20 protein-coding genes are annotated in these 20,361 nt (G+C 47.4%); 17 read left to right on the top strand and 3 right to left on the bottom strand.

Annotated features, from left to right (window positions below; genetic code table 11):
• Positions 1 to 291 precede the first annotated feature (291 nt).
• Entirely contained in the window at positions 292 to 2,202 is a 1,911-nt protein-coding gene (pepF, locus tag HP570_RS27455; protein WP_173627769.1) for an oligoendopeptidase F, read from the top strand.
• 64 nt (positions 2,203 to 2,266) lie between these two features.
• Here the strand turns inward: pepF and HP570_RS27450 are convergent, their stop codons facing one another.
• The gene (locus HP570_RS27450; protein ID WP_173627768.1) at positions 2,267 to 2,890 is read right to left on the bottom strand and encodes an NAD(P)-dependent oxidoreductase; all 624 of its coding nucleotides are present in this window, start codon (positions 2,888 to 2,890) and stop codon (positions 2,267 to 2,269) included.
• A 216-nt stretch (positions 2,891 to 3,106) separates the two neighbouring features.
• On the opposite strand from HP570_RS27450, the gene ychF reads away from it, so the two are divergent.
• The 10 genes from ychF to HP570_RS27400 all read left to right on the top strand — a co-directional run bounded on the left by ychF (position 3,107) and on the right by HP570_RS27400 (position 12,029).
• Positions 3,107 to 4,207, top strand: a complete 1,101-nt coding sequence (ychF, locus tag HP570_RS27445) for a redox-regulated ATPase YchF (RefSeq protein ID WP_015894083.1) — start codon at positions 3,107 to 3,109, stop codon at positions 4,205 to 4,207.
• Between the two features lie 143 nt (positions 4,208 to 4,350).
• On the top strand, positions 4,351 to 4,638 hold the full coding sequence (gene rpsF / locus HP570_RS27440) for a 30S ribosomal protein S6 (protein WP_007720183.1): 288 nt from the start codon (positions 4,351 to 4,353) through the stop codon (positions 4,636 to 4,638).
• Positions 4,639 to 4,667: 29 nt separating this feature from the next.
• Complete coding sequence (locus HP570_RS27435; RefSeq protein ID WP_015894082.1) at positions 4,668 to 5,147, top strand: single-stranded DNA-binding protein; 480 nt, start codon at positions 4,668 to 4,670, stop codon at positions 5,145 to 5,147.
• A 40-nt stretch (positions 5,148 to 5,187) separates the two neighbouring features.
• Positions 5,188 to 5,418, top strand: coding sequence for a 30S ribosomal protein S18 (rpsR, locus tag HP570_RS27430; protein ID WP_007720187.1), 231 nt, complete (start codon positions 5,188 to 5,190; stop codon positions 5,416 to 5,418).
• Between the two features lie 101 nt (positions 5,419 to 5,519).
• A complete protein-coding gene (locus tag HP570_RS27425; protein ID WP_015894081.1) occupies positions 5,520 to 6,428 on the top strand; it encodes a DUF2232 domain-containing protein in 909 nt (302 codons plus the stop codon).
• Between the two features lie 4 nt (positions 6,429 to 6,432).
• Positions 6,433 to 8,370 carry a DHH family phosphoesterase gene (locus tag HP570_RS27420; RefSeq protein WP_015894080.1) on the top strand — a complete coding sequence of 646 codons (1,938 nt, stop codon included), beginning with the start codon at positions 6,433 to 6,435 and terminating at the stop codon, positions 8,368 to 8,370.
• A 26-nt stretch (positions 8,371 to 8,396) separates the two neighbouring features.
• Complete coding sequence (gene rplI, locus HP570_RS27415; protein WP_015894079.1) at positions 8,397 to 8,840, top strand: 50S ribosomal protein L9; 444 nt, start codon at positions 8,397 to 8,399, stop codon at positions 8,838 to 8,840.
• Positions 8,841 to 8,864: 24 nt separating this feature from the next.
• Positions 8,865 to 10,214, top strand: a complete 1,350-nt coding sequence (gene dnaB, locus HP570_RS27410) for a replicative DNA helicase (protein ID WP_015894078.1) — start codon at positions 8,865 to 8,867, stop codon at positions 10,212 to 10,214.
• Between the two features lie 181 nt (positions 10,215 to 10,395).
• Positions 10,396 to 11,682 (top strand): adenylosuccinate synthase, encoded by a 1,287-nt coding sequence (locus tag HP570_RS27405; protein ID WP_015894077.1) that lies wholly within the window; start codon positions 10,396 to 10,398, stop codon positions 11,680 to 11,682.
• Between the two features lie 131 nt (positions 11,683 to 11,813).
• Positions 11,814 to 12,029 carry a hypothetical protein gene (locus HP570_RS27400; protein ID WP_007720197.1) on the top strand — a complete coding sequence of 72 codons (216 nt, stop codon included), beginning with the start codon at positions 11,814 to 11,816 and terminating at the stop codon, positions 12,027 to 12,029.
• Positions 12,030 to 12,097: 68 nt separating this feature from the next.
• Here HP570_RS27400 and HP570_RS27395 read toward each other — a convergent pair whose 3' ends face one another.
• The gene (locus HP570_RS27395) at positions 12,098 to 12,553 is read right to left on the bottom strand and encodes a hypothetical protein (RefSeq protein ID WP_173627767.1); all 456 of its coding nucleotides are present in this window, start codon (positions 12,551 to 12,553) and stop codon (positions 12,098 to 12,100) included.
• 173 nt (positions 12,554 to 12,726) lie between these two features.
• Between HP570_RS27395 and HP570_RS27390 the strand changes: the two genes are divergently transcribed.
• From HP570_RS27390 to HP570_RS27365, 6 genes are all read left to right on the top strand, one after another.
• The gene (locus HP570_RS27390) at positions 12,727 to 14,223 is read left to right on the top strand and encodes a LysM peptidoglycan-binding domain-containing M23 family metallopeptidase (protein WP_173627766.1); all 1,497 of its coding nucleotides are present in this window, start codon (positions 12,727 to 12,729) and stop codon (positions 14,221 to 14,223) included.
• 206 nt (positions 14,224 to 14,429) lie between these two features.
• The gene (gene yycF, locus HP570_RS27385) at positions 14,430 to 15,140 is read left to right on the top strand and encodes a response regulator YycF (RefSeq protein ID WP_007720203.1); all 711 of its coding nucleotides are present in this window, start codon (positions 14,430 to 14,432) and stop codon (positions 15,138 to 15,140) included.
• Positions 15,137 to 16,960 carry a cell wall metabolism sensor histidine kinase WalK gene (gene walK / locus HP570_RS27380; protein ID WP_173627765.1) on the top strand — a complete coding sequence of 608 codons (1,824 nt, stop codon included), beginning with the start codon at positions 15,137 to 15,139 and terminating at the stop codon, positions 16,958 to 16,960. Before yycF ends, walK begins: the two co-directional genes overlap by 4 nt.
• The gene (locus HP570_RS27375; RefSeq protein WP_064202766.1) at positions 16,957 to 18,339 is read left to right on the top strand and encodes a YycH family regulatory protein; all 1,383 of its coding nucleotides are present in this window, start codon (positions 16,957 to 16,959) and stop codon (positions 18,337 to 18,339) included. The genes walK and HP570_RS27375 overlap by 4 nt, the downstream gene beginning before the upstream one ends.
• Positions 18,326 to 19,099: a two-component system regulatory protein YycI gene (locus HP570_RS27370; RefSeq protein WP_173627764.1), complete on the top strand. Its 774-nt coding sequence runs from the start codon at positions 18,326 to 18,328 to the stop codon at positions 19,097 to 19,099. Before HP570_RS27375 ends, HP570_RS27370 begins: the two co-directional genes overlap by 14 nt.
• Before the next feature lie 43 nt (positions 19,100 to 19,142).
• Positions 19,143 to 19,931 (top strand): MBL fold metallo-hydrolase, encoded by a 789-nt coding sequence (locus HP570_RS27365; protein WP_015894070.1) that lies wholly within the window; start codon positions 19,143 to 19,145, stop codon positions 19,929 to 19,931.
• Here the strand turns inward: HP570_RS27365 and HP570_RS27360 are convergent.
• Complete coding sequence (locus tag HP570_RS27360; RefSeq protein ID WP_015894069.1) at positions 19,926 to 20,162, bottom strand: hypothetical protein; 237 nt, start codon at positions 20,160 to 20,162, stop codon at positions 19,926 to 19,928. The two genes, HP570_RS27365 and HP570_RS27360, sit on opposite strands and share 6 nt — an antisense overlap.
• Positions 20,163 to 20,361: the final 199 nt, after the last annotated feature.

Raw genomic sequence — 20,361 nt, 5'->3', positions numbered from 1 at the left:
CGGATGCCCTGGTTCCAAAAAAATAAGTTATGCACAGCATATCCACAGAAAATGTGGACAACTTTTCACGAAGAAAAGGAGTGTCTGCAAACGATGTAGGAGACAAAAAGTTGTTAGTAAATACTTATCCACAGACTTATCCACAAAAGGGGATTTTCTCTGGATAAATCGACGGTTATTATTGAATATTTTAAAAATTTTTATTAGTAAGAAGGAATTTGGCAGGTGAAAATATAATTACACACTTATAATTTTGGCAAAAATAGATAGAAGAAAAGGGGCGATTGAGATTTGAAGAAGCAAGTATTTGCATCAGTTACGGCTTTGGCCATTGCATTGTCGACAGTATCCGTACCATTTATTCCTTACAGCACGCAGGCGGTAGCTCTTGCTGCTGAAAAGCCTTCTTATCAAACTCGCGCTGAGATTCCAGATGCGTACAAGTGGAAGCTGGATGATATTTATCCGACTGTTAAGGAATGGGAAAAGGATGTTGCAAAGGTTGAATCTTTGGCAAGCGCTTTCACAAAACACAAAGGCAAGCTGGGTACATCGTCTGGTGCGATGCAGGCAGCATTCGATGACTATGTTGAGTTGATGCGCTTAAATGACAAAGCATACGTGTACGCAAACATGTCTCTCGATGTAAACTCCGCGAATCCTGATCTGCAAAAGCTGGGAGACCGCGCTGAGAAAATGAACACGCTTGTCACAGAAAAAACTTCATGGGTACAGCCTGAAATCGTTGCGATTCCCGATGGTAAAATAAAGAGCTTGCTGTCTAAAAAGGAGCTTGAGCCTTACAAACTGTTTATCGAGGACATGCTAAGAACGAAGCCGTACTCACTCTCTGCGGATATGGAGCAGCTCTTGGCGAAATCGTCTCCTTTGGGAGGTGCACCGACCAACATTTACAGCATGCTGTCCAAAGACGTGAGGTTCCCTAAAATCAAAGATGAGACAGGCAAGGAAGTTCAGTTAACTCGTGCCAATTTCATTTCCTATATGGAAAGCAAAGATCAAAATGTGCGCAGAGAAGCGTTCAAGGCCTATTATGGGGCTCTGATCGATTTCCAAGACTCGTTTGCATCAACATTGGCTGCCAAAGTAAAGGGCGATAATTTCTACGCAGCGGTACGCAATTACGATTCTGCGCTGGAAGCAAGCCTAACACCGAACAACGTACCAACGAAGGTGTATGATGAGCTGATTGACACGGTGAATGATAATCTGCCATTGCTGCATCGCTACATTTCTTTGAAAAAGAAAATGCTTGGCGTGAAGGAATTGCACATGTACGACATTTACGTGCCGATCGTTCCATCTGATGACAAATATATTTCCTTCGACGAAGGAAAGAAAATCGTCGTTAATGGTTTGGGAGTAATGGGTGATGACTATGTGAAGGCAATGTCTGACGGCCTGGATGGCGGATGGGTAGATGTCTATTCCACCGATGACAAGCGCACGGGTGCCTACCAATGGGGTGCTTATGATACCCATCCATATGTACTGTTGAACCACCAAGGTACGCTCGATGATGTGTACACCATCGCTCATGAGATGGGACACGCCATGCAGTCGTATTATACGAACAAAAATCAACCTTATATTTCGTCTAACTACCCAACCTTCACGGCAGAAGTGGCTTCTACCATGAATGAAACTCTGCTGTTCAAGAGCATGTACGCGAAGGCGAAGACGAAAGAAGAGAAGATGTATCTCTTGAATCACTATCTGGAAAACTTCCGTTCCACGTTGTTCCGTCAGACGCAGTTCGCGGAGTTTGAGAGAGCGATTCACGAGAAGGAGCAAGCGGGAGAATCTCTGAATGCGGAAGCGATCAAGAAGATCTACCTCGACATCAACAAGAAGTACTACGGAAAAGACATGGTTTCCGATGAGGAAATCGGTATGGAATGGGCACGTGTGAGCCATTTCTACAACTATAAATACTACGTCTATCAATACTCGACGAGCTTTGCCGCTGCACAAGCATTAGCGAAGCAAATCATGGATGAAGGTCAGCCAGCTGTGGATCGAGTTCGTAAAAACTTCCTCGAAGCGGGTAACTCTGCTCCGCCTATCGAGGTGCTGAAAGCAGCAGGTGTGGACATGTCCACGTCCCAGCCAATCGAGCAAGCGATGGAAATCTTTGAAGAGACATTGAATGAGCTGGAAAAGCTGGTAAACGAGAAGTAAAAAAGCAATAGAAGCAAAACAGGCTCCCTTCCATTACGGAGAGGAGCCTGTTTTTTTGTATGTATCAATAGGCAATGCCTACTCGCGCCCAAATGTATTCGGAACGAGAGAGCTGCTGATACGTAAACTCCGCCGTATCTGGTACGGAAATCTGCATCCCATCTACAGGCAACTGGTGAGCCTCGACCCGGTAAGCGCCTGTATACTCGCCATCAGGCAAATAGGTCGGGCAAACAATAGTCCAATCGAGCTCGGACTGTTCCAAGAGCGAGTATGCCTTGTGATGTTCCTCGGCAGCACGGGTTAATTTTTGTCTGGACTCACTGGATTGATAGCGGAGCAGGTCAGGAGAAACTCTGCTTTGCAAGATGCCGGCGGTGCCCACCGTAATAATGCGTGAAACGCCTTCTCGCCTCATTGCTTCAATAATATAGGGAGTTCCTTCGGATAACGTCGTTGCCTTGTCTGTCCCGAGCGCGCTAATGACCGCGTCAACTCCACGCATGGCTGATGCAACATCCTTTTGATCAAGGACGTTTCCAGTCAGAACACGAAGATTTTCAGCAGCCAGATGAAGAAGCTTGTCTGCGGACCGAACGAGAGCAGTTATTTCATGCCCATCTTTTAATGCATAGTCGAGGATATGGCTTCCTACGCGACCAGTGGCACCAAGGAGTAAGAGCTTCATTTTTTAGTCACCTCGTTACCTTTCCTTTTACCGTAGCAAACAGATTCTGTTTGTCTAGTCTATCATTTCTTTTTTTGTCCCACCACATGGAGCTATGATTAAGAGACAGGATGAGGCAAGTAAAAAAAAAGCTTCCACAAGGAGACAATTGTAATCTGAAAACCAAATCTATATACTTAAAAGGATATCAGGATGATGATAAGGGAGTGTATATAGATGGGTGCATCATGCGGGATTGTAGGTCTTCCTAACGTAGGAAAATCGACATTGTTTAATGCCATTACACAAGCGGGCGCTGAATCAGCTAACTACCCGTTCTGTACGATTGACCCGAACGTAGGGATCGTGGAGGTGCCAGACGAGCGTCTGGAAAAGCTGACACAAATCGTTGTACCGAACAAGGTAGTTCCAACTGCGTTTGAATTCGTAGACATTGCGGGCTTGGTAAAAGGCGCGAGCAGAGGTGAAGGACTTGGCAACCAGTTCCTGGGTCACATCCGTGAAGTGGACGCGATTGCCCATGTTGTTCGTTGCTTTGAAGATGAGAACATCACGCACGTAGCAGGTCGTGTCGATCCTTTGAGCGATATCGAGACAATCAACCTGGAGCTGATTTTTGCTGACCTGGACTCTGTTGATCGTCGTATTGATCGTATTGCACGCAAAGTGAAATCCGGCGACAAAGAATCCAAGCAAGAGCTGGACGTGCTGGAAAAATTGAAAGCAGCATTTGAAGAGGGTCAATCTGCTCGCAGTGTTGAACTCGATGACGAAGAGCGCAAATGGATTCGCGATTTGCATCTGCTGACAATCAAGCCAATGCTGTACGTGTGCAACGTAGCGGAAGACGGCATTAACGATGCAGACAACAACCCGCATGTGCAGACAGTACGCCAACATGCAGCGAGTGAAGGTGCAGAAGTGGTTGTCATCAGCGCGAAAGTAGAGGCGGAAATCGCTGAACTCGAGGGTGAAGACAAAGAGATGTTCTTGGAAGAGCTCGGTCTTACTGAGTCCGGTCTCGATCGCTTGATTCGTGCTGCTTACAAACTGTTGGGATTAGTAACTTATTTCACTGCAGGTGTACAAGAAGTTCGCGCATGGACCATCCGTCAGGGTACAAAGGCTCCAGGAGCGGCAGGTGTGATTCATACCGATTTCGAGCGCGGCTTCATTCGTGCGGAAGTGATTGCTTATGATCATCTGGTAGATGCTGGTTCCGTGGCAGTAGCGAGAGAACGTGGGAAGTACCGTCTTGAAGGGAAAGAGTACGTAGTGGCAGATGGAGATGTTATGCATTTCCGTTTCAATGTTTAGTACGAAATTCTTGATTCGAACTAGGCGGTTTGTTATAATACGATAATGCGAGTATTTATGGAGTGCATGTTTTGTGCGTTTCGTTTTAGCACTCGCTCCTTGCCCGAACAGGGCCGCTAAAGTCCATAAGGAGGTGAAAAGGTATGCGCCAATACGAAGTAATGTATGTATTGCGTCCAGACCTTGAAGAAGAGAAAGTAAAATCCAATGTAGCTCGTTACAGCGATGTTGTAACTAACTATGGTGGCGAAATCTCTAAGCTTCAAGAAATGGGTAAACGTCGTCTTGCGTACGAGATCAACAAGTTCCGTGAAGGTTACTACGTTTTGATGAACTTCAAAGCGAACTCCGATGCTGTTGCGGAAGCTGAGCGTCTGATGAAAATCAATGACGATGTAATCCGCTTTATGTTTGTTCGTGATGAGAAGTAATCATTGTCGCGATCAGAGGGGGAACCAAGATGAATAAAGTCATTCTCATCGGCAACCTGACGAAAGATCCTGAACTTCGCTACACGCCAAATGGCGTTGCCGTTGCCACTTTTACTGTGGCCGTTAATCGTCCCCGCACCAATCAAGCGGGAGAGAGAGAAACGGACTTCATTAACATTGTCGCTTGGCAAAAACTTGCCGACCTGTGCGCAAGCTATTTGCGTAAAGGTAGACAAGCAGCCATCGAAGGACGTATGCAAACACGCTCCTATGATAATAAAGAAGGTAAAAAGGTATACGTGACGGAAGTCGTTGCGGAGAACGTTCAATTTTTGGGCGGTCGAGGCAATGAATCCGGCGGAGACAATCCAGGATACGATCCAGGACCAGGCATGGGTGGCGGTAACAAACCATCCGGTCAACGAAATAATGACTACGATCCGTTTGGTGATCCTTTCGCGAGTGCAGGCAAGCCGATCAACATTTCAGATGATGACTTGCCGTTCTAGTATCGTATAACTTTCACATTCCTAAGAGGGAGGGACTCTCATGGCACGCAAAGGACGTCCTAATAAGCGTCGTAAAGTATGCTTCTTTAAAGTGAACAAAATCAAGCACATCGATTATAAAGATATTGATTTGCTGAAAAAGTTCATCAGCGAGCGCGGCAAAATCTTGCCACGTCGTGTAACTGGTACTTCTGCGAAGTATCAACGTGCACTGACAATCGCAATCAAGCGATCCCGTCAAGTAGCACTGTTGCCTTACACTGCTGAATAAGTTGCAAAAGCTATAAAAAGGGGGGCACAATTGCGTGGCCCTCTTTTTTCCATAGTTTTCTATGGAAAGTGTACATGAGACATGAATAATGAGGTGCTGACATGCCGTCCAAAACGAAACACTTGGCTGAAAATGCCCTTATGCTGGGTATCGCACTGGTGCTGCTGTTTCTCGGTACATATACCATACTGGGAGGACTCGTCAGTTTCCTGATACCTCTGCCTTTTATCCTTTTGGCAGTAAATCGAACAGTACGTAACATGGTATGGATTTCCCTTGCCTTTACGTTTCTGGGCTGGATCATTACGGGTCCGTTTGCGGCTACACTTGCTTTTTCAAGTGCGGTTTGGGGTTCAGTCATGGGGATTTTTTATGCGAGAAAAGGAACGGCTCTTCCGGCGATTGTGGCAGGGGCAGGCGTTGCCTTTTTAGGTGTCGTTTCCATGATGGCATTTATGGCATTCGGGATGAACGTTGATTTTAATGCCATCACGCAAGAAGTTGCTAAGCTACGTCCAGCAATGGTGCCAAAAGAGCAGTTTGATCAGCTTCTTGAACTGGGCAAAATCGTCTTGCCTACGAGTCTTGTCATGTTCAGCTTTTTATCGACCGCCATTATTCATGGATTGGCGAGTCTGATTGGACGACGTCTGCGCAGACCGATTCCAGCATTGAAGCCAATTCGGGAATGGAGCTTCCCACGATCATTGCTTTATTACTACTTCATTGCGATGATCAGTCTTTTGTTGTTTGCCGAAAGCATGCAGGGAACGTTTTGGGAAATCGCCTTGATGAACCTGAAAGTCATGCTGGATGCGATTTTTGTTTTGCAGGGCTTGAGTTTTTGTCTGTTTGCAGCCTATTTATACGGCTGGAAGAGGCTGACTCCTGTGCTCGTTGTCTGTCTATTTATTTTTCCACCCCTAAGTACTATACTTAGTCTAGTAGGGATATTTGACCTAGGAATTCGTTTGCGTGAAAAACTGGAAACAAGAGTGAAGAGGGGCTGAGGAAATGCCCAAGTTCCTGTTAAAGCGTTGGTACGGGATGCACATGGTCCTGGCACTCAGCTTTAGCTTGCTGTTGTTGGGGATTTTGACCTTGTTCCATTGGATGTACGGGGCGATCGGCATGGTGTGCTTGATTGGCTTGGTTCTTTACGCTCTTCAAGCAGAAAAGGGGTTCCAACGAGACTTGCGCCTTTACTTGGCGACGGTCACCCATCGCGTGAAGAAGGCGGGAGAAGGCGTTATCCAGGAACTGCCGATCGGAATTCTTTTATACAACGAGGAAAAGGCAATTGAGTGGGTAAACCCGTATATGACGCATATGTCCGGGGATGAAACCATGATCGGGAAAAGCCTTCAAGAGGTATTCCCCCAACTGGTTTGGAAGCCGGAGCAAAAACGGCTGGAGTTTACTTATAACGAGCGGGTATACGAAGTCATTGTTCGGTCCGATGAGCGCCTTTTGTATTTCAAGGACATTACGGATTTCAAAGAATTGACGACTCGTTACCATCGAGAAAAGGCTGCACTTGCCATCATTCACCTCGACAATTTGGACGAGGTTGGACAAGTCATGGATGATCAGAGCCGTACGCTGCTCTCTACAAGCGTGGCTGGTGTGATTACAGAGTGGGCCAACAAACATGGCATATATCTTCGCCGAATCACAGCCGACAAGTTTTTGGCTCTGATGGAACGGGAAGCACTTGATAAATTGGAAGAATCGCGATTTGACATTCTCGATGTAGTACGGGAGATGACGGCTGACAACAAGATTCCGATTACGCTCAGTATCGGGGTTGGAGCGGCCGCTACCACTTACATTGAGCTGGGACAAATGGCGCAATCAAGCTTGGATATCGCATTAGGGCGCGGTGGCGACCAGTGCGCTGTCAAGATTGGCAACAAACTCACTTTCTACGGTGGGAAATCGAATGCGGTGGAAAAGCGGACACGTGTCCGGGCTCGTGTTATTGCACATGCTTTGCGTGACCTCATTCATGAGGCGGAGCACGTCATTGTCATGGGGCATAAACAGCCTGACATGGATTCGATCGGGGCATCACTTGGTGTATTGAAAGCTGTGCAGTTGCACAACAAAACGGCTTATATTGTCATGGATGAAGGCAATCATTCTGTAGAGCGTCTGATGAAAGAGATTTATGCCAATGAAGAGTTGGCTGAGACCTTTATTACGCCAGAACAGGCAATCCGACTCATCTCCGGTCGCACATTGCTGGTAGTCGTCGATACGCATCGACCATCGCTGGTGATTGAGCCGAAGCTGTTGACGGAAACCAGCCGAATTGTGGTGATCGACCACCATCGACGTTCGGAGGAGTTCATTGAGCCAGTACTCTTGTATCTGGAACCGTATGCTTCTTCGACGGCCGAGCTTGTTACGGAGCTCTTGCAATATCAGAGCGAGCGATTGAATATCGACAATCTGATTGCAACGGCACTGTTAGCAGGGATTGTGGTGGATACCAAAAGCTTTGCCTTCCGCACAGGTTCGCGGACCTTCGAAGCGGCGTCTTTCCTTCGCCGTAACGGGGCTGATACCGCGGCTGTCCAGCGTCTGTTGAAGGAAGATCTGGGACAGTATGTCAAGCGAGCAAAAATCATTATGAATACGGAAACGTACCGTGACAACATGGCGATTGCCATAGGCGATCCGTCTGAGGATTACACGCAGGTACAGGTGGCGCAAGCTGCTGAGCAGCTACTCACCTTGTCAGGTATCCAGGCGTCGTTTGTTGTTGCAGAGCGATCCGACGATACGATCTTGATCAGTGGACGTTCTCTGGGCGACATCAATGTTCAGTCCATCATGGAACTGCTGGGTGGAGGCGGTCACCTCACTGGTGCTGCGACACAAATTCAAGGCATATCAATTAAAGAAGCAACACGTCGTTTGAAAGAAGCGATTGACTCGGTCGTATAGGCCAAAATATAAAGGGGGAAACGATGATGAAAGTCATTTTTCTTCAAGATGTAAAAGGCCAAGGGAAAAAAGGCGAAGTTAAGGATTTGTCAGAGGGCTATGTACGCAACTTCTTGTTGCCAAAGAAGCTGGTAAAAGAAGCGACAGATAGCAACGTGAAAACGCTCGACGCTCAAAAGCGCAGCGAAGATAAGCGCAAGGAGCAAGAAAAGCTGGATGCTCAGGAGCTGGGCAAAAAGCTGGAAGAGTTGACAGTGAAAGTAACAGGAAAAGCAGGCGAAGGTGGTCGCTTGTTCGGTGCAATTTCCAGCAAACAAGTAGCGCAAGCGCTTGAAGATCAGTATAAAATCAAAGTAGACAAGCGTAAGCTCGAAATGGATGCAATCCGTGCTTTGGGCGTGACGCAAATCAAAGTAAAACTGCACAACGAAGTAACGGTGACTCTGAAAGTACACGTTGTGGAAGAATAATGTCTCAATTGTGGGGGGTGTGACGTGAGCGACCTGTTTTTGGATCGTGTGCCGCCACAGAACAAGGAAGCGGAACAATCGGTACTGGGTGCCGTGTTCTTGTCTAAGGAAGCTTTAATCACGGCCATTGAGATTCTCCGTCCGGAGGATTTTTACAAGACAGCGCATCAGCGCATCTTTCAAACGATGGTGGACCTGTATGAAAAAGGCGAACCTGTCGATCTGGTTACGGTTACAGCTGATCTACAGGATCACAAGCTGCTGGATGAAGTCGGCGGGGTTACGTATCTCACGGAAATCGCCAGTTCAGTTCCAACGGCTGCCAACATCGAATACTACGCAAAAATTGTAGAAGAAAAATCACTGCTTCGTCGATTGATTCATACAGCTACCAAGATTGCCAATGACGGCTACTCCCGTGAGGATGATGTCACGCAGATCATCGCGGATGCGGAGAAGTACATCATGGAGATCGGCCAAAATCGCAACAGTGGCGGTTTTACACCGATTCGGGATGCTCTTCTGGAAACGTATGAGCGGATTGAGTTTTTGAGTCAGCGACGCGGTGATATTACCGGGATTTCTACGGGATATACTGATTTGGACAAGATGACAGCAGGATTGCAACGCAGTGACCTGATTATCTTGGCGGCCCGTCCTTCCGTAGGGAAGACGGCTTTTGCCTTGAATCTCGCGCAAAACGTAGCAGCCCGTGCAGGTGAGACCGTAGCCATCTTCTCCTTGGAGATGGGTGCTTCTCAGCTGGTTCAGCGTATGATTTGTGCGGAGGGCAATCTGGATGCGTCCCGGATGCGTTCCGGTACACTGGAGGAAGACGATTGGCAAAAGCTGACGATGGCAATCGGTACGCTGGCGAAAGCGCCGATTTACATCGATGATTCACCAGGGGTTACTGTACAGGACATCCGGGCAAAATGCCGTCGACTTCAGACAGAGAGAGGCTTGGGCCTGATCCTGATTGATTACCTTCAGCTGATTCATGGACGAGGCAAAGGAGATAACCGTCAGCAGGAAGTATCTGAGATCTCGCGTACGCTTAAAGGGATCGCGCGTGAGCTGAACGTGCCGGTTATCGCCCTGTCGCAGTTGAGCCGTGGTGTAGAGCAACGGCAGGACAAGCGACCGATGATGTCCGATATCCGTGAGTCGGGGTCGATTGAGCAGGACGCCGATATCGTTGCCTTCTTGTACCGTGATGACTACTATGACAAGGAATCAGAAAACAAGAATGTCATCGAAGTCATTATCGCCAAACAGCGTAACGGCCCGACCGGAACGGTAGAGTTGGCGTTTCTGAAGGAATTCAACAAATTCGTTAACTTGGATCATCGCTTTCGAAATCAAGCAGGTTAATAGTTGGAATGGAAAAAAAGTCGGAGAAATTCCGGCTTTTTTTTCTATATTGAATTGCCGAACATATTAAGAATTAACTATATGAATGTTCGTATTTAGCGTTGACATAGGAAGTCTCGTTTAGTAAACTTAGATTGTTTCAGGCCCGAAAAGACATGATAATATCAGGAGGTGTTTTTCGATGTCAACAGTCGTTGTCGTCGGAACCCAGTGGGGCGATGAAGGTAAAGGTAAAATTACAGACTATCTAGCTGAAAGTGCAGAGGTAGTGGCTCGTTATCAAGGCGGTAACAACGCAGGCCATACCATTATTTTTGATGGTAACAAGTATAAGCTGCATTTGATTCCATCCGGAATTTTTTATAGTGACAAGACCTGCGTAATCGGAAACGGTATGGTAATCGATCCGAAAGCATTGGTAAAAGAGCTGGAGTACATTCACAGCTTCGGTTTTTCTACAAGCAATTTGAAAATCAGTGATCGCGCGCATGTGATCCTGCCATACCACATCAAGCTGGATGGCGTAGAGGAAGATAGCCGCGGTGCTAACAAAATTGGTACGACCCGTAAAGGTATCGGACCTGCTTACATGGATAAAGCTGCGCGTATCGGTATTCGTATCGCTGATTTGTTGGATCGCGATGAGTTTGCTCGCAAGCTCGAGCGCAACCTGGCAGAGAAAAACATGCTGCTGGAGAAGCTGTACAACACAACTGGCTTTGAGCTTAAAGAAATTTTGGATGAATACTTGGCTCTGGCAGAAATCATTCGTCCTTACGTAACCGATACATCTGTTGTCCTCAATGATTCCATTGATAGCGGCAACCGCGTATTGTTTGAAGGTGCACAAGGCGTATTGCTCGATATTGACCAAGGTACGTATCCTTACGTAACGTCCTCCAACCCAATTGCGGGTGGCGTGACTATCGGTTCTGGTGTAGGACCAACCAAGATTCACCAAGTAATCGGGGTGGCAAAAGCTTACACGACGCGTGTAGGTGACGGTCCGTTCCTGACTGAGCTGAATGATGCAACCGGCGATCATATTCGTGAGGTTGGTTTCGAATATGGTACAACAACAGGTCGTCCACGCCGCGTAGGCTGGTTTGACAGTGTTGTCGTTCGTCATGCTCGTCGTGTCAGCGGTATCACCGGTTTGGCGATCACCAAGCTGGATACATTGTCTGGTATTGAGACATTGCGTATTTGCACAGCGTACAAATACAATGGAGAAATCATCGAGTCGTTCCCGGCGAACCTCAACCTGCTGGCGAAATGCGAGCCAGTTTATGAGGAACTGCCAGGTTGGACAGAGGATATCACAGGCATTCGCAATCTGAACGACTTGCCAGAAAACGCTCGTCACTACATCGAGCGCATTACGCAACTGACTGGTATTCCAATGTCGATCTTCTCCGTAGGACCAGATCGTGAACAAACAGTCGTTGTTCGTGGCATTTACGGATAAGCTATCGGCTATATAATAGAAGAGAAAGCTGTCGAGTATTCGGCAGCTTTCTTTTTTTGCAAGGGACAGACACGAAACGGCACCCTCTGGGCATATGGTTAGACATAGGGAGAAATGGAGAGGTGATCATGATGATGGGTTTTGGATTTGACCAAAAGGCCATGAAGCTGCTGGGCAAAAATGTACAGGTAAAGATGATCAATGGCGTCGTCATCAAGGGAACCATGACTCATTTCAATAATGGTTACTTATGCTTTATCACCACATACAAACAACCAAATGACGCCGAGAAAACAAAAATACGCAGACTTGCGTTAAAAGACGTTACCTCGATGCAAGAGGTGTGAGTCACAGATGTTCATAACGAAATAAGCCATCTTTCCTAGTCAGTTAAGGGAAGATGGCTATATTTATTTTAGATCATGCCTCCATATGATCGGATGATCTCAGTCGCAAGATCACCTTGTTCCTCTGGTACGACTGCCGTTAACAAGACACTGCGATTCAAATTGTCATCGCCTCGATCAGCCATGCCGCTGGCGTCTGGATCTACTGCGGCCATGACACTTGCATCCCTGCCACTTGGGAAGTCAGCTGCCAGTGTAAGGTTGCCCAAGCTGGGAAAATTTCCGGATATGGGATTCAGGATCTGTTCATTTCCGTCTCCAGGGAATTGTCCGATTCTGTCGATCTGAATGGTGGAAAAACCAGCTTGTCGAAGTGCTTTTTCTGCCTTTTGGGCATCATCTTCGGTGTGAAATCCTGCAAGAATGTTACGTTCCTTCACGTATATCAGCCTCCAGATATGATAAATACTACCAATTGTTTGTACATATAGTGACTCTATGTCTATTTTTTTATTCGACAGCAATTTACACTTGATGTTGTCGTTAATCTTATGGTAAAGTCGACATAGTTGGTTTCTTTAGGCAATTTGGCAGATAAATGGAAACTAAATTTTGGGATTTACGACCTAGTCGATAAATTAAAAATTTTCAGGAAATGGAACGAGCAAGTTGTATCTGTTTTCAGGAGGGACAAGTTATGCATTGGTCGGAATGGAAGGCCAAGCTGCAGGAACGGTCATCACGAATCGTTCGGGATTGCAGTGATCTGGCGAAACGTACAATGAAACGTACAAGCTCTTACATCCAGTCACATAAAAAACAGTCGCTTTCAATTGCGGCAGGTCTAGTTTTGACGATTGCTGCTGGAGCATCTGCACAATACTATTACACAAGCAATGTCAATTCTGTCTACCATGTCAGTGTAAACGGCAAAGAGATTGGCGTGGTAAATGATCCAAATGTGATACATAACTGGACAGTAGCAAAGCTGGAAGAGGAAAAGGCAAAAACAGGTCTCAACTTGCAATTGGCTGACTACATCACATTCGAAGAAGAGCGTGAGTTCAAGGCACCGTTCAATAACGATGCTGCTGTACAAGCTCTGGCATCCGTAGCGGATATCAAGGTTCAGGGCGTTAAGCTGACGATTGACGGCAAAGTGGTAGGTTACATGCCCGATCAGCAATCGGCTGATCAAGTACTCGCTGAAGTGAAGCAAAAATACTCCGGAGTTCCTGCAACGACAGGGAATAAGGCTGTTGTAGCAGCAGCATCCACGGTCCCAGTCAAACCAAATCCGGTAAAAGAAGTCGCATTTAAAGAAAACGTAGAGATGCAAACCGAAACAGTTGATGCATCTCAAATTTTGTCTGCCGAAAAACTCGAGGAGTTGCTGGTAAAAGGCACCTTCAAGGACATGAAGCACACGGTCGTAGAAGGCGATTGCATCGGTTGCATCGCGAAGAAATACGGCATTACATCAAAAGATATTTACGCGAACAACCCAGGTGTTACGGAAAATACCGTCCTTAAATTAGGACAAGAAATCAATGTAACCGCAGTGCGTCCACTGGTTACTGTACAAGTCAAAGAAGAAGTAGATCAGCAAGAGGTTATTGCTTTTAATACCCAAATTAAAAACAATGACAAGGTTCCTAAAGGCGAAACGAAGGTCGTACAAGAAGGTAAAAACGGCAGTAAAACAGTTAAGTACGAAGTTGTGAAAGAAAATGGACAAGTCGTTAATCGCAAAGTCGTCAAACAAGATGTAACTGTGCAGCCTGTAACCCAAATTATGGAGCGCGGTACAAAAGTTATCCCATCGCGCGGTACAGGTCGTTTGAGCTGGCCTGCTAGCGGTTATATCAGCAGCGGCTTCGGACAACGCTGGGGAAGCATGCATAAAGGGATTGATATTGCCGGTGCTGGTTCTGTCATGGCGGCAGACAATGGACGTGTCACATTCGCTGGTTGGAATGGTGACTATGGAAAATCGGTTATCATCGACCACGGCAATGGAATGAAGACATTGTACGGTCACATGAGTGTTATTAATGTGAAGGCCGGCGATGTTGTTAGCCAAGGAAAGAAAATCGGCGTAAAGGGTTCTACTGGGCAATCGACCGGCGTCCACCTGCATTTTGAGGTTCTACAGAATGGACGAAATCAAAACCCGATTCGTTACTTAAAATAGACTAGTAATTTATGGATAGGAAAGGGCAACTCTTAGGAGGGGCCCTTTTTTTGCTGGCAGGGATTGAATGCCAAGCCCTTCTTTACGTGGCATACATGGTGTATTGTAGAGGAATAGTGACGATCGAAGTGGAATCCTTGAAGAGGCAGTTTGAGAGGAAACAAAAGACTGTTGAACACGTACTTACAGAAAAAGGAGGGCGCAGGATGGCTAAACTCCTCGTAGTTGACGATGAAAAACCGATTGCAGATATTTTGAAATTCACGTTTGAAAAAGAAGGATATCAGGTCGTATGTGCCTACGATGGTGATGAGGCACTTGTTGTGGTCAAGGATGAGCGACCGGATCTGATTTTATTAGATGTTATGCTTCCGGGCAGAGACGGAATGGACGTATGCCGAACCGTTCGCCAAACGTATGATGTTCCGATCATCATGCTGACTGCCAAAGACTCTGAATTGGATAAAGTACTCGGGCTGGAATTGGGCGCGGACGATTACGTGACGAAGCCATTTAGTACACGTGAGCTGGTAGCCCGTGTAAAGGCCCATTTACGCCGTAACCGCTCGAAAGTGGAAGAGAAGGATAGCCAGCATGTACTACGCGTGCATGAGCTGGAAATAGATTTGAACTCGTATACCGTCGAAAAGGTGGGAGAAGCATTAGAGCTGACGCACCGTGAATTTGAGCTGCTGGTGTACCTCGCTCGCCATCAAGGACAAGTATTGACGAGAGAGCATCTCCTGCAGTCGGTCTGGGGATTTGACTATTTTGGCGATGTGCGGACAGTAGATGTGACCATCCGTCGTTTGCGTGAAAAAATCGAGGATGATCCAAGTCAGCCGAAGTACATTATCACGCGGCGTGGTTTGGGCTATACATTACGTAATCCCGGCATGGGAGGCCAGCCTGGATGAGGCGGCTGTTCAAAACTGTTCAGTGGAAAATGGTCATCATTTACATGCTGTTGATTTTGCTTGCGATGCAATTTATTAGCGCGTATTTTGCCCGGGAAGTCGAGAGTTACTACATCAACAACTTTTCCGAGGCCTTGAATGGACAAGCCAGTTTGTTAGCGAGTTTGCTGGAAAGCGATTTGCGCCCGCATGACGGGAAGGAATCCAACACCGAACAAAATCGTCAGTACATCGACAACCTAATCAACAACCTGGTAAAAATCAATGGAGCCAATGTGCAGGTCATCGATCAGACAAGAACGGTGGTTGCGACGACAGAGGACAAAAGTACAATTGGACAGCGAACCTCGCAGCCTGAGGTGACGGTTGCCTTGCTCGGGACGCGCAGTGAATCGATGCGGATCGACCCGAAGACGGGGGCGCGGGTGAAAGTATTGGCATTACCTGTTAAGGGCGATCAGATTGTATACGGTGCGGTCTACATGGTCGCTTCGATGGAAGGCACTTATGCGACGATTGGTAAAATGAACGGCATCTTGGGGACAGGTACGATGATCGCGATGGTCATTACGGCGGTGCTTGGGGTCGTATTGGCCCGCACCATCACCAAGCCTGTGAAGGAGATGACCCGTCAGGCGCGATTGGTGGCAGACGGGGATTTTAACAGTAGTGTACGTATCTATAGCGATGATGAAATTGGCCAACTCGGTATGGCCTTTAATCATATGACCTTGCGTTTGCAGGAAGCCATCTTGCAGCAAGAGGAAGAGCGTGAGAAGCTCGCAGGAATTTTGAGCAACATGACGGACGGTGTTATTGCCGCTAACCGAAATGGACAGATCATCCTGTTTAATCGAGCCGCAGAGGATATGTTGCAGGTGACGATGGCTGACGTCCTTCTCAAGAGACGCACCTTGTACGATCTGTTGGGTCTGCCGCCAGAAGATGAGATGTCGCTCTACGCGCAGGAAGAACCGCTTATCATTGAGATGACGCTGCCGAATAAGGAAGAAGTCATCCTGCGTGTGACGTTTACGCCCTTGCAGCACGATAGCAAAAAAATGGGCGGGATTATTGCTGTCGTAGCCGATGTGACGGATCAGCAGCGACTGGAGCAGCAGCGCCGTGAATTTGTGGCGAATGTATCGCATGAGCTGCGGACACCACTGACGACCATTAAAAGCTACGTGGAAGCGCTCCTGGATGGTGCAGTAGAAGAGCCGGAGCTGTCCCAACGCTTCTTGAAGGTTACGTCGTCGGAGACAGAGCGCATGATTCGCTTGGTAAACGATTTGTTGCAGCTATCGCGTTTTGATTCGCAAGGGGTCCGTCTGCATTGCAAGGAAGCGGACCTCAATCGATTGCTTCACTACGCTGCTGATCGTTTTTCCATGTTCAGTGAGCAACAGGAGGTTCAGCTCAGTCTGGATATGCCGAGCAATCTTCCGCTGGTTTACATTGATCTGGATGCGATCAATCAAGTATTGGATAATCTTTTGTCCAATGCGATTAAATATACGCCTCAAGGAGGCACTGTGGTTCTCATGGCAAAAGAGAACCACAAGCAAAGGCGGGTTCAAATCTCTATCACCGACACAGGAATTGGCATTCCGAGCCGCGATCTGAAGCGAATCTTTGAGCGCTTCTACCGCGTAGACAAGGCGCGTTCGCGCGGTCAGGGTGGAACAGGTCTGGGATTGGCGATTGCCCGCGAATTAGTACAGGCACACGGTGCAGATATCGAGATTACGAGTGAATGGAACGTGGGAACGACAGTCACGTTCTGGGTGCCATTTGCCCAAGGAGGAAAAACGGGATGAAGCGGATGCTAGAGCCTGCCAAGACCGTCTTACTCAATCTGCTAGTGCTAGCCAGCTTTGTTTTGACAGCGATGTTGTGGTCGAATCAACCCAACCTTCAATTTATTGAACCGGCAGAGTACACGCAGTCTAAGCCTGTTCAGGAAAAACAACTCGAACAGCTCGTTACGCCGGAATCCGTTGTTTTTCACTATGGGGAAGATCGCCATACGAAAGCATCCGCAACCGATGCTCCTTACAGTTTGATCGTGCGAGAAATGTCGAAATGGATCTTCCTCGATTTTTCTCCGCTCACCATCTCCAATGAGAAATGGGAAGATATTGCCCGGGAAAAGATGGGGTTGGAAGTGCGCTTTCGGAGCACGGTTCCCTTGTCAATTGTAGGTCGGCTGGTAACCTTTCGGGATGAGTTTGACAACCGAATGAAAGGGATTGACCGATTGTGGTTGTATTACGAGAAGGACGAGGATGTCGTCTACGCGTTGTTTTTGTCGACTGAGGAAGGTCGCATGATGCGTTCTCGAACATCGATCAGCCCTAAGGATTTGCGAGAATCGTATTTGGCTTCTGGTGATTTAATGCCTGAGCAAATCATGAAAATCGTCAAACCAGAGCGAAGCTTCGTAGATTTGGAAGGATCGGCGCTGATGTGGAGCACTTACTATTTGCCCAAGAATCAGATGCGCATGCAGCAATTCCGCTACAGCTACGTACCTGTTACGAATGATAGACTAATCGAGTCTTACTTTATCGATCAATCGCTCGTCAGACAGATTATGGAGCGTGACAAAACGGTTATTTTTACAGATGGCAGCAGATCGATTCAATTGAGGTCGGAACAGCAGGCGTTCACGTTTACTGATCCGGCGTATCAACAGCGTGATCAGCAGCTGTCTGATGAAGAAAAAGTGCAGAGTGCCGTTACTTTCATGAATAAACACTTGGGTTGGCTTGATGAGTATCATTTTGAACGAATCAAGAAGAGCTACAATGAAAAAGACTTGATCACATTCCGCCAGTACGTGGGGGCGTATCCCTTGATTAGTGAGGGGGAGGCCAAGCAAATCGATACAATCCAAATGACCTCGGAGGCAGGCCAGGTTGTGACGATGAGCCGATCGCTGCTGGATTTGGACAAGTATATCGACAATAAAGAGTGGACGATCATGTCTGGTCCGGAGCTGTATCAATATATTCGTGACAAAAAACTGGCGGACACAGAAAAAATCACGAACGCTTATTTGGCTTACCATACCAAAGTAGGCGAGGGAAACGTGGACTTGATGCCAATCTGGGTTGTGGAATTGGCGAATCAGGCGAGCCTGTATATTTCTGCGCACACCAAGCAGGGAGGAGGGAAGGCGCATGGATTGGAGTAGAACCAAGACGATTCTGATCTGGGCCTTTCTTCTCCTCGATTTGTTTCTCCTGTATCAGGTGTATGTGACGCGCATTAGCCTGTGGAATGATAAGGAAGTCGCACAAAGTGAGAAATGGAATACAGAGCTGTACTTGAATCAGCAAAATATCACATTGGATACAGAAGTGCCGCAGGATACACCAGCAATGTCCAATTTGGATGCGGAGTATGTCGGGATTAATCCGATTTCCTTGCATGAGATATCAGAGCTTCAGGCAACAGTAGAAAAGATGGCGTTAGCTGCCAAGCTGAACCCACCGATGCAGATTCGTGGTCAGTTGAATCCTCAGGAGCTCTTGCGTCAAATTGGGCCGAGGTTGATTTATTCCGATCAATACGTAGCCGATCCGTATCAATCGAATCAAGCGCGGCTTTTGTATTGGCAGGTCTATGATAAAATGCCAGTATTCGTTGCACCGTTAGAAATGTATTTGGACAACGGAACGGTACTTGGCTACAGGCAGACCTTTTTCCACCTTCGCAAGCAACAGGGGGAACGACAGGTGATCTCTGGTTATGCGGCCCTACGCTCTCTGGTGGACAAGCAAATCATTACACCAGGGGAACGGATTGAAAATGTGAGCTTGGGTTATTACGGTTCTTACGATGCAGATATTCAGACGCTGGTGCCTGTATGGCGTGTGGTTCACGATGGCAAATGGCATTTTGTCAACGCGATTACAGGGGCTCTGGAGCGTCCGATGGTCACGCAGCGCTGAATAGATAGACAACCTGGGATAGATACGGGAAGAGGGATGTTCGGTGAGATTTAGTGTGTTAGCAAGCGGGAGTACGGGTAACGCCATTTATGTGGCAACAGACCGTGTTTCCGTATTGATCGATGTAGGGATTACTGGAAAGCAAGCAGAAGCGGCACTGGAGACCATTGGTGTCAATCCAGCAGAGCTCAGCGCCATTCTCGTTACCCATGAGCACGTCGACCATATTAAAGGAGTCGGCGTCATGGCGCGGCGATATGGATTGCCGATTTACGCCAATGAAAAGACATGGTCGGAGCTGGATGGGCAAATCGGGACGATCAAGGAAGATCAGCGACGCTTCTTTTCTGTGGGGGAAAAGAAAGAGTTGGAGGATTTGGGCATCGAGTCATTCGGAATCTCGCATGATGCCGCCGAGCCCATGGGCTTCTGTTTTTATGATGGCAAGAAAAAGCTCAGTGTCGCAACAGATCTGGGGTATGTCAGCGATCGAATCAAGGAGACGATTCGTGGAGCAGATGCGTATGTGTTCGAGTCCAATCATGACGTTGAGCTGCTGCGCATGTCCCAGTATCCATGGAGCATCAAGCGACGTATCTTGAGTGATGTCGGACACTTGTCCAATGAAGCGGCGGGCGATGCTTTGCTCGATTGTCTAACAGGTGGAGCAGAGCGTGTATACCTCGCTCACTTGAGTAAGGAAAACAACATGATTGATCTGGCCCGACTGACGGTCAAAAACATCTTGGAGGAGCGGGGGCTGTCTGTTGGTAACGATGTGCATCTGCGCGATACGTACCCGGATCGACCTACCAAGCTGGAAGAGCTATAAGATCGGTTTGATCCCTGCTTGACGACTGGCGATGCGCTCTGTGAGCTCCGCATACGTATCGATATGGAAAGTTAATTGTGTATCGAGCTCATTCACTTTGGCAGTCAGCTCGTCATGTGTCAGCAGTCCTTTGGCTACGAGCAGCTCGATTAGGGCATGCAGGACAAGCGTATTGTGGTAGTCTACTTCCTGAAGATCAGCCAGTTTGGCGATGAGGTGGACTTCTTTCAAGTCTATCAATCCTTTCTAAAAGCTTTTAATCTATCATATCCGTGCTCTCGGAGAAATATTCCGGGAGCTTTTTTGTATTCCACAACCTTTCCATAATTCTCACGCCATTTTGCCGAAAGCGGGTCGTATACTAAGGGTGTCAAAAGGAACAGACATCAACGGAATCAACCATGCAAACCAAATACGGCGCATGTCATTG

Origin of the sequence: Brevibacillus sp. RS1.1 (genome assembly GCF_013284365.1) — a bacterium.
Classification (GTDB): Bacteria; Bacillota; Bacilli; order Brevibacillales; family Brevibacillaceae; genus Brevibacillus; species Brevibacillus brevis_D.
Note: the sequence above shows the minus strand (reverse complement) of the source record. Positions and strands in the feature narration are given on the sequence as shown.

Excerpts from the sequence above, each read along its gene's own strand:
- HP570_RS27450 (WP_173627768.1), bottom strand. The coding sequence starts at position 2,890 with ATGAAGCTCTTACTCCTTGGTGCCACTGGTCGCGTAGGAAGCCATATC.
- ychF (WP_015894083.1), top strand. The coding sequence starts at position 3,107 with ATGGGTGCATCATGCGGGATTGTAGGTCTTCCTAACGTAGGAAAATCG.
- rpsF (WP_007720183.1), top strand. The coding sequence starts at position 4,351 with ATGCGCCAATACGAAGTAATGTATGTATTGCGTCCAGACCTTGAAGAA.
- HP570_RS27435 (WP_015894082.1), top strand. The coding sequence starts at position 4,668 with ATGAATAAAGTCATTCTCATCGGCAACCTGACGAAAGATCCTGAACTT.
- rpsR (WP_007720187.1), top strand. The coding sequence starts at position 5,188 with ATGGCACGCAAAGGACGTCCTAATAAGCGTCGTAAAGTATGCTTCTTT.
- HP570_RS27425 (WP_015894081.1), top strand. The coding sequence starts at position 5,520 with ATGCCGTCCAAAACGAAACACTTGGCTGAAAATGCCCTTATGCTGGGT.
- HP570_RS27420 (WP_015894080.1), top strand. The coding sequence starts at position 6,433 with ATGCCCAAGTTCCTGTTAAAGCGTTGGTACGGGATGCACATGGTCCTG.
- rplI (WP_015894079.1), top strand. The coding sequence starts at position 8,397 with ATGAAAGTCATTTTTCTTCAAGATGTAAAAGGCCAAGGGAAAAAAGGC.
- HP570_RS27405 (WP_015894077.1), top strand. The coding sequence starts at position 10,396 with ATGTCAACAGTCGTTGTCGTCGGAACCCAGTGGGGCGATGAAGGTAAA.
- HP570_RS27400 (WP_007720197.1), top strand. The coding sequence starts at position 11,814 with ATGATGGGTTTTGGATTTGACCAAAAGGCCATGAAGCTGCTGGGCAAA.
- HP570_RS27390 (WP_173627766.1), top strand. The coding sequence starts at position 12,727 with ATGCATTGGTCGGAATGGAAGGCCAAGCTGCAGGAACGGTCATCACGA.
- yycF (WP_007720203.1), top strand. The coding sequence starts at position 14,430 with ATGGCTAAACTCCTCGTAGTTGACGATGAAAAACCGATTGCAGATATT.
- walK (WP_173627765.1), top strand. The coding sequence starts at position 15,137 with ATGAGGCGGCTGTTCAAAACTGTTCAGTGGAAAATGGTCATCATTTAC.
- HP570_RS27375 (WP_064202766.1), top strand. The coding sequence starts at position 16,957 with ATGAAGCGGATGCTAGAGCCTGCCAAGACCGTCTTACTCAATCTGCTA.
- HP570_RS27370 (WP_173627764.1), top strand. The coding sequence starts at position 18,326 with ATGGATTGGAGTAGAACCAAGACGATTCTGATCTGGGCCTTTCTTCTC.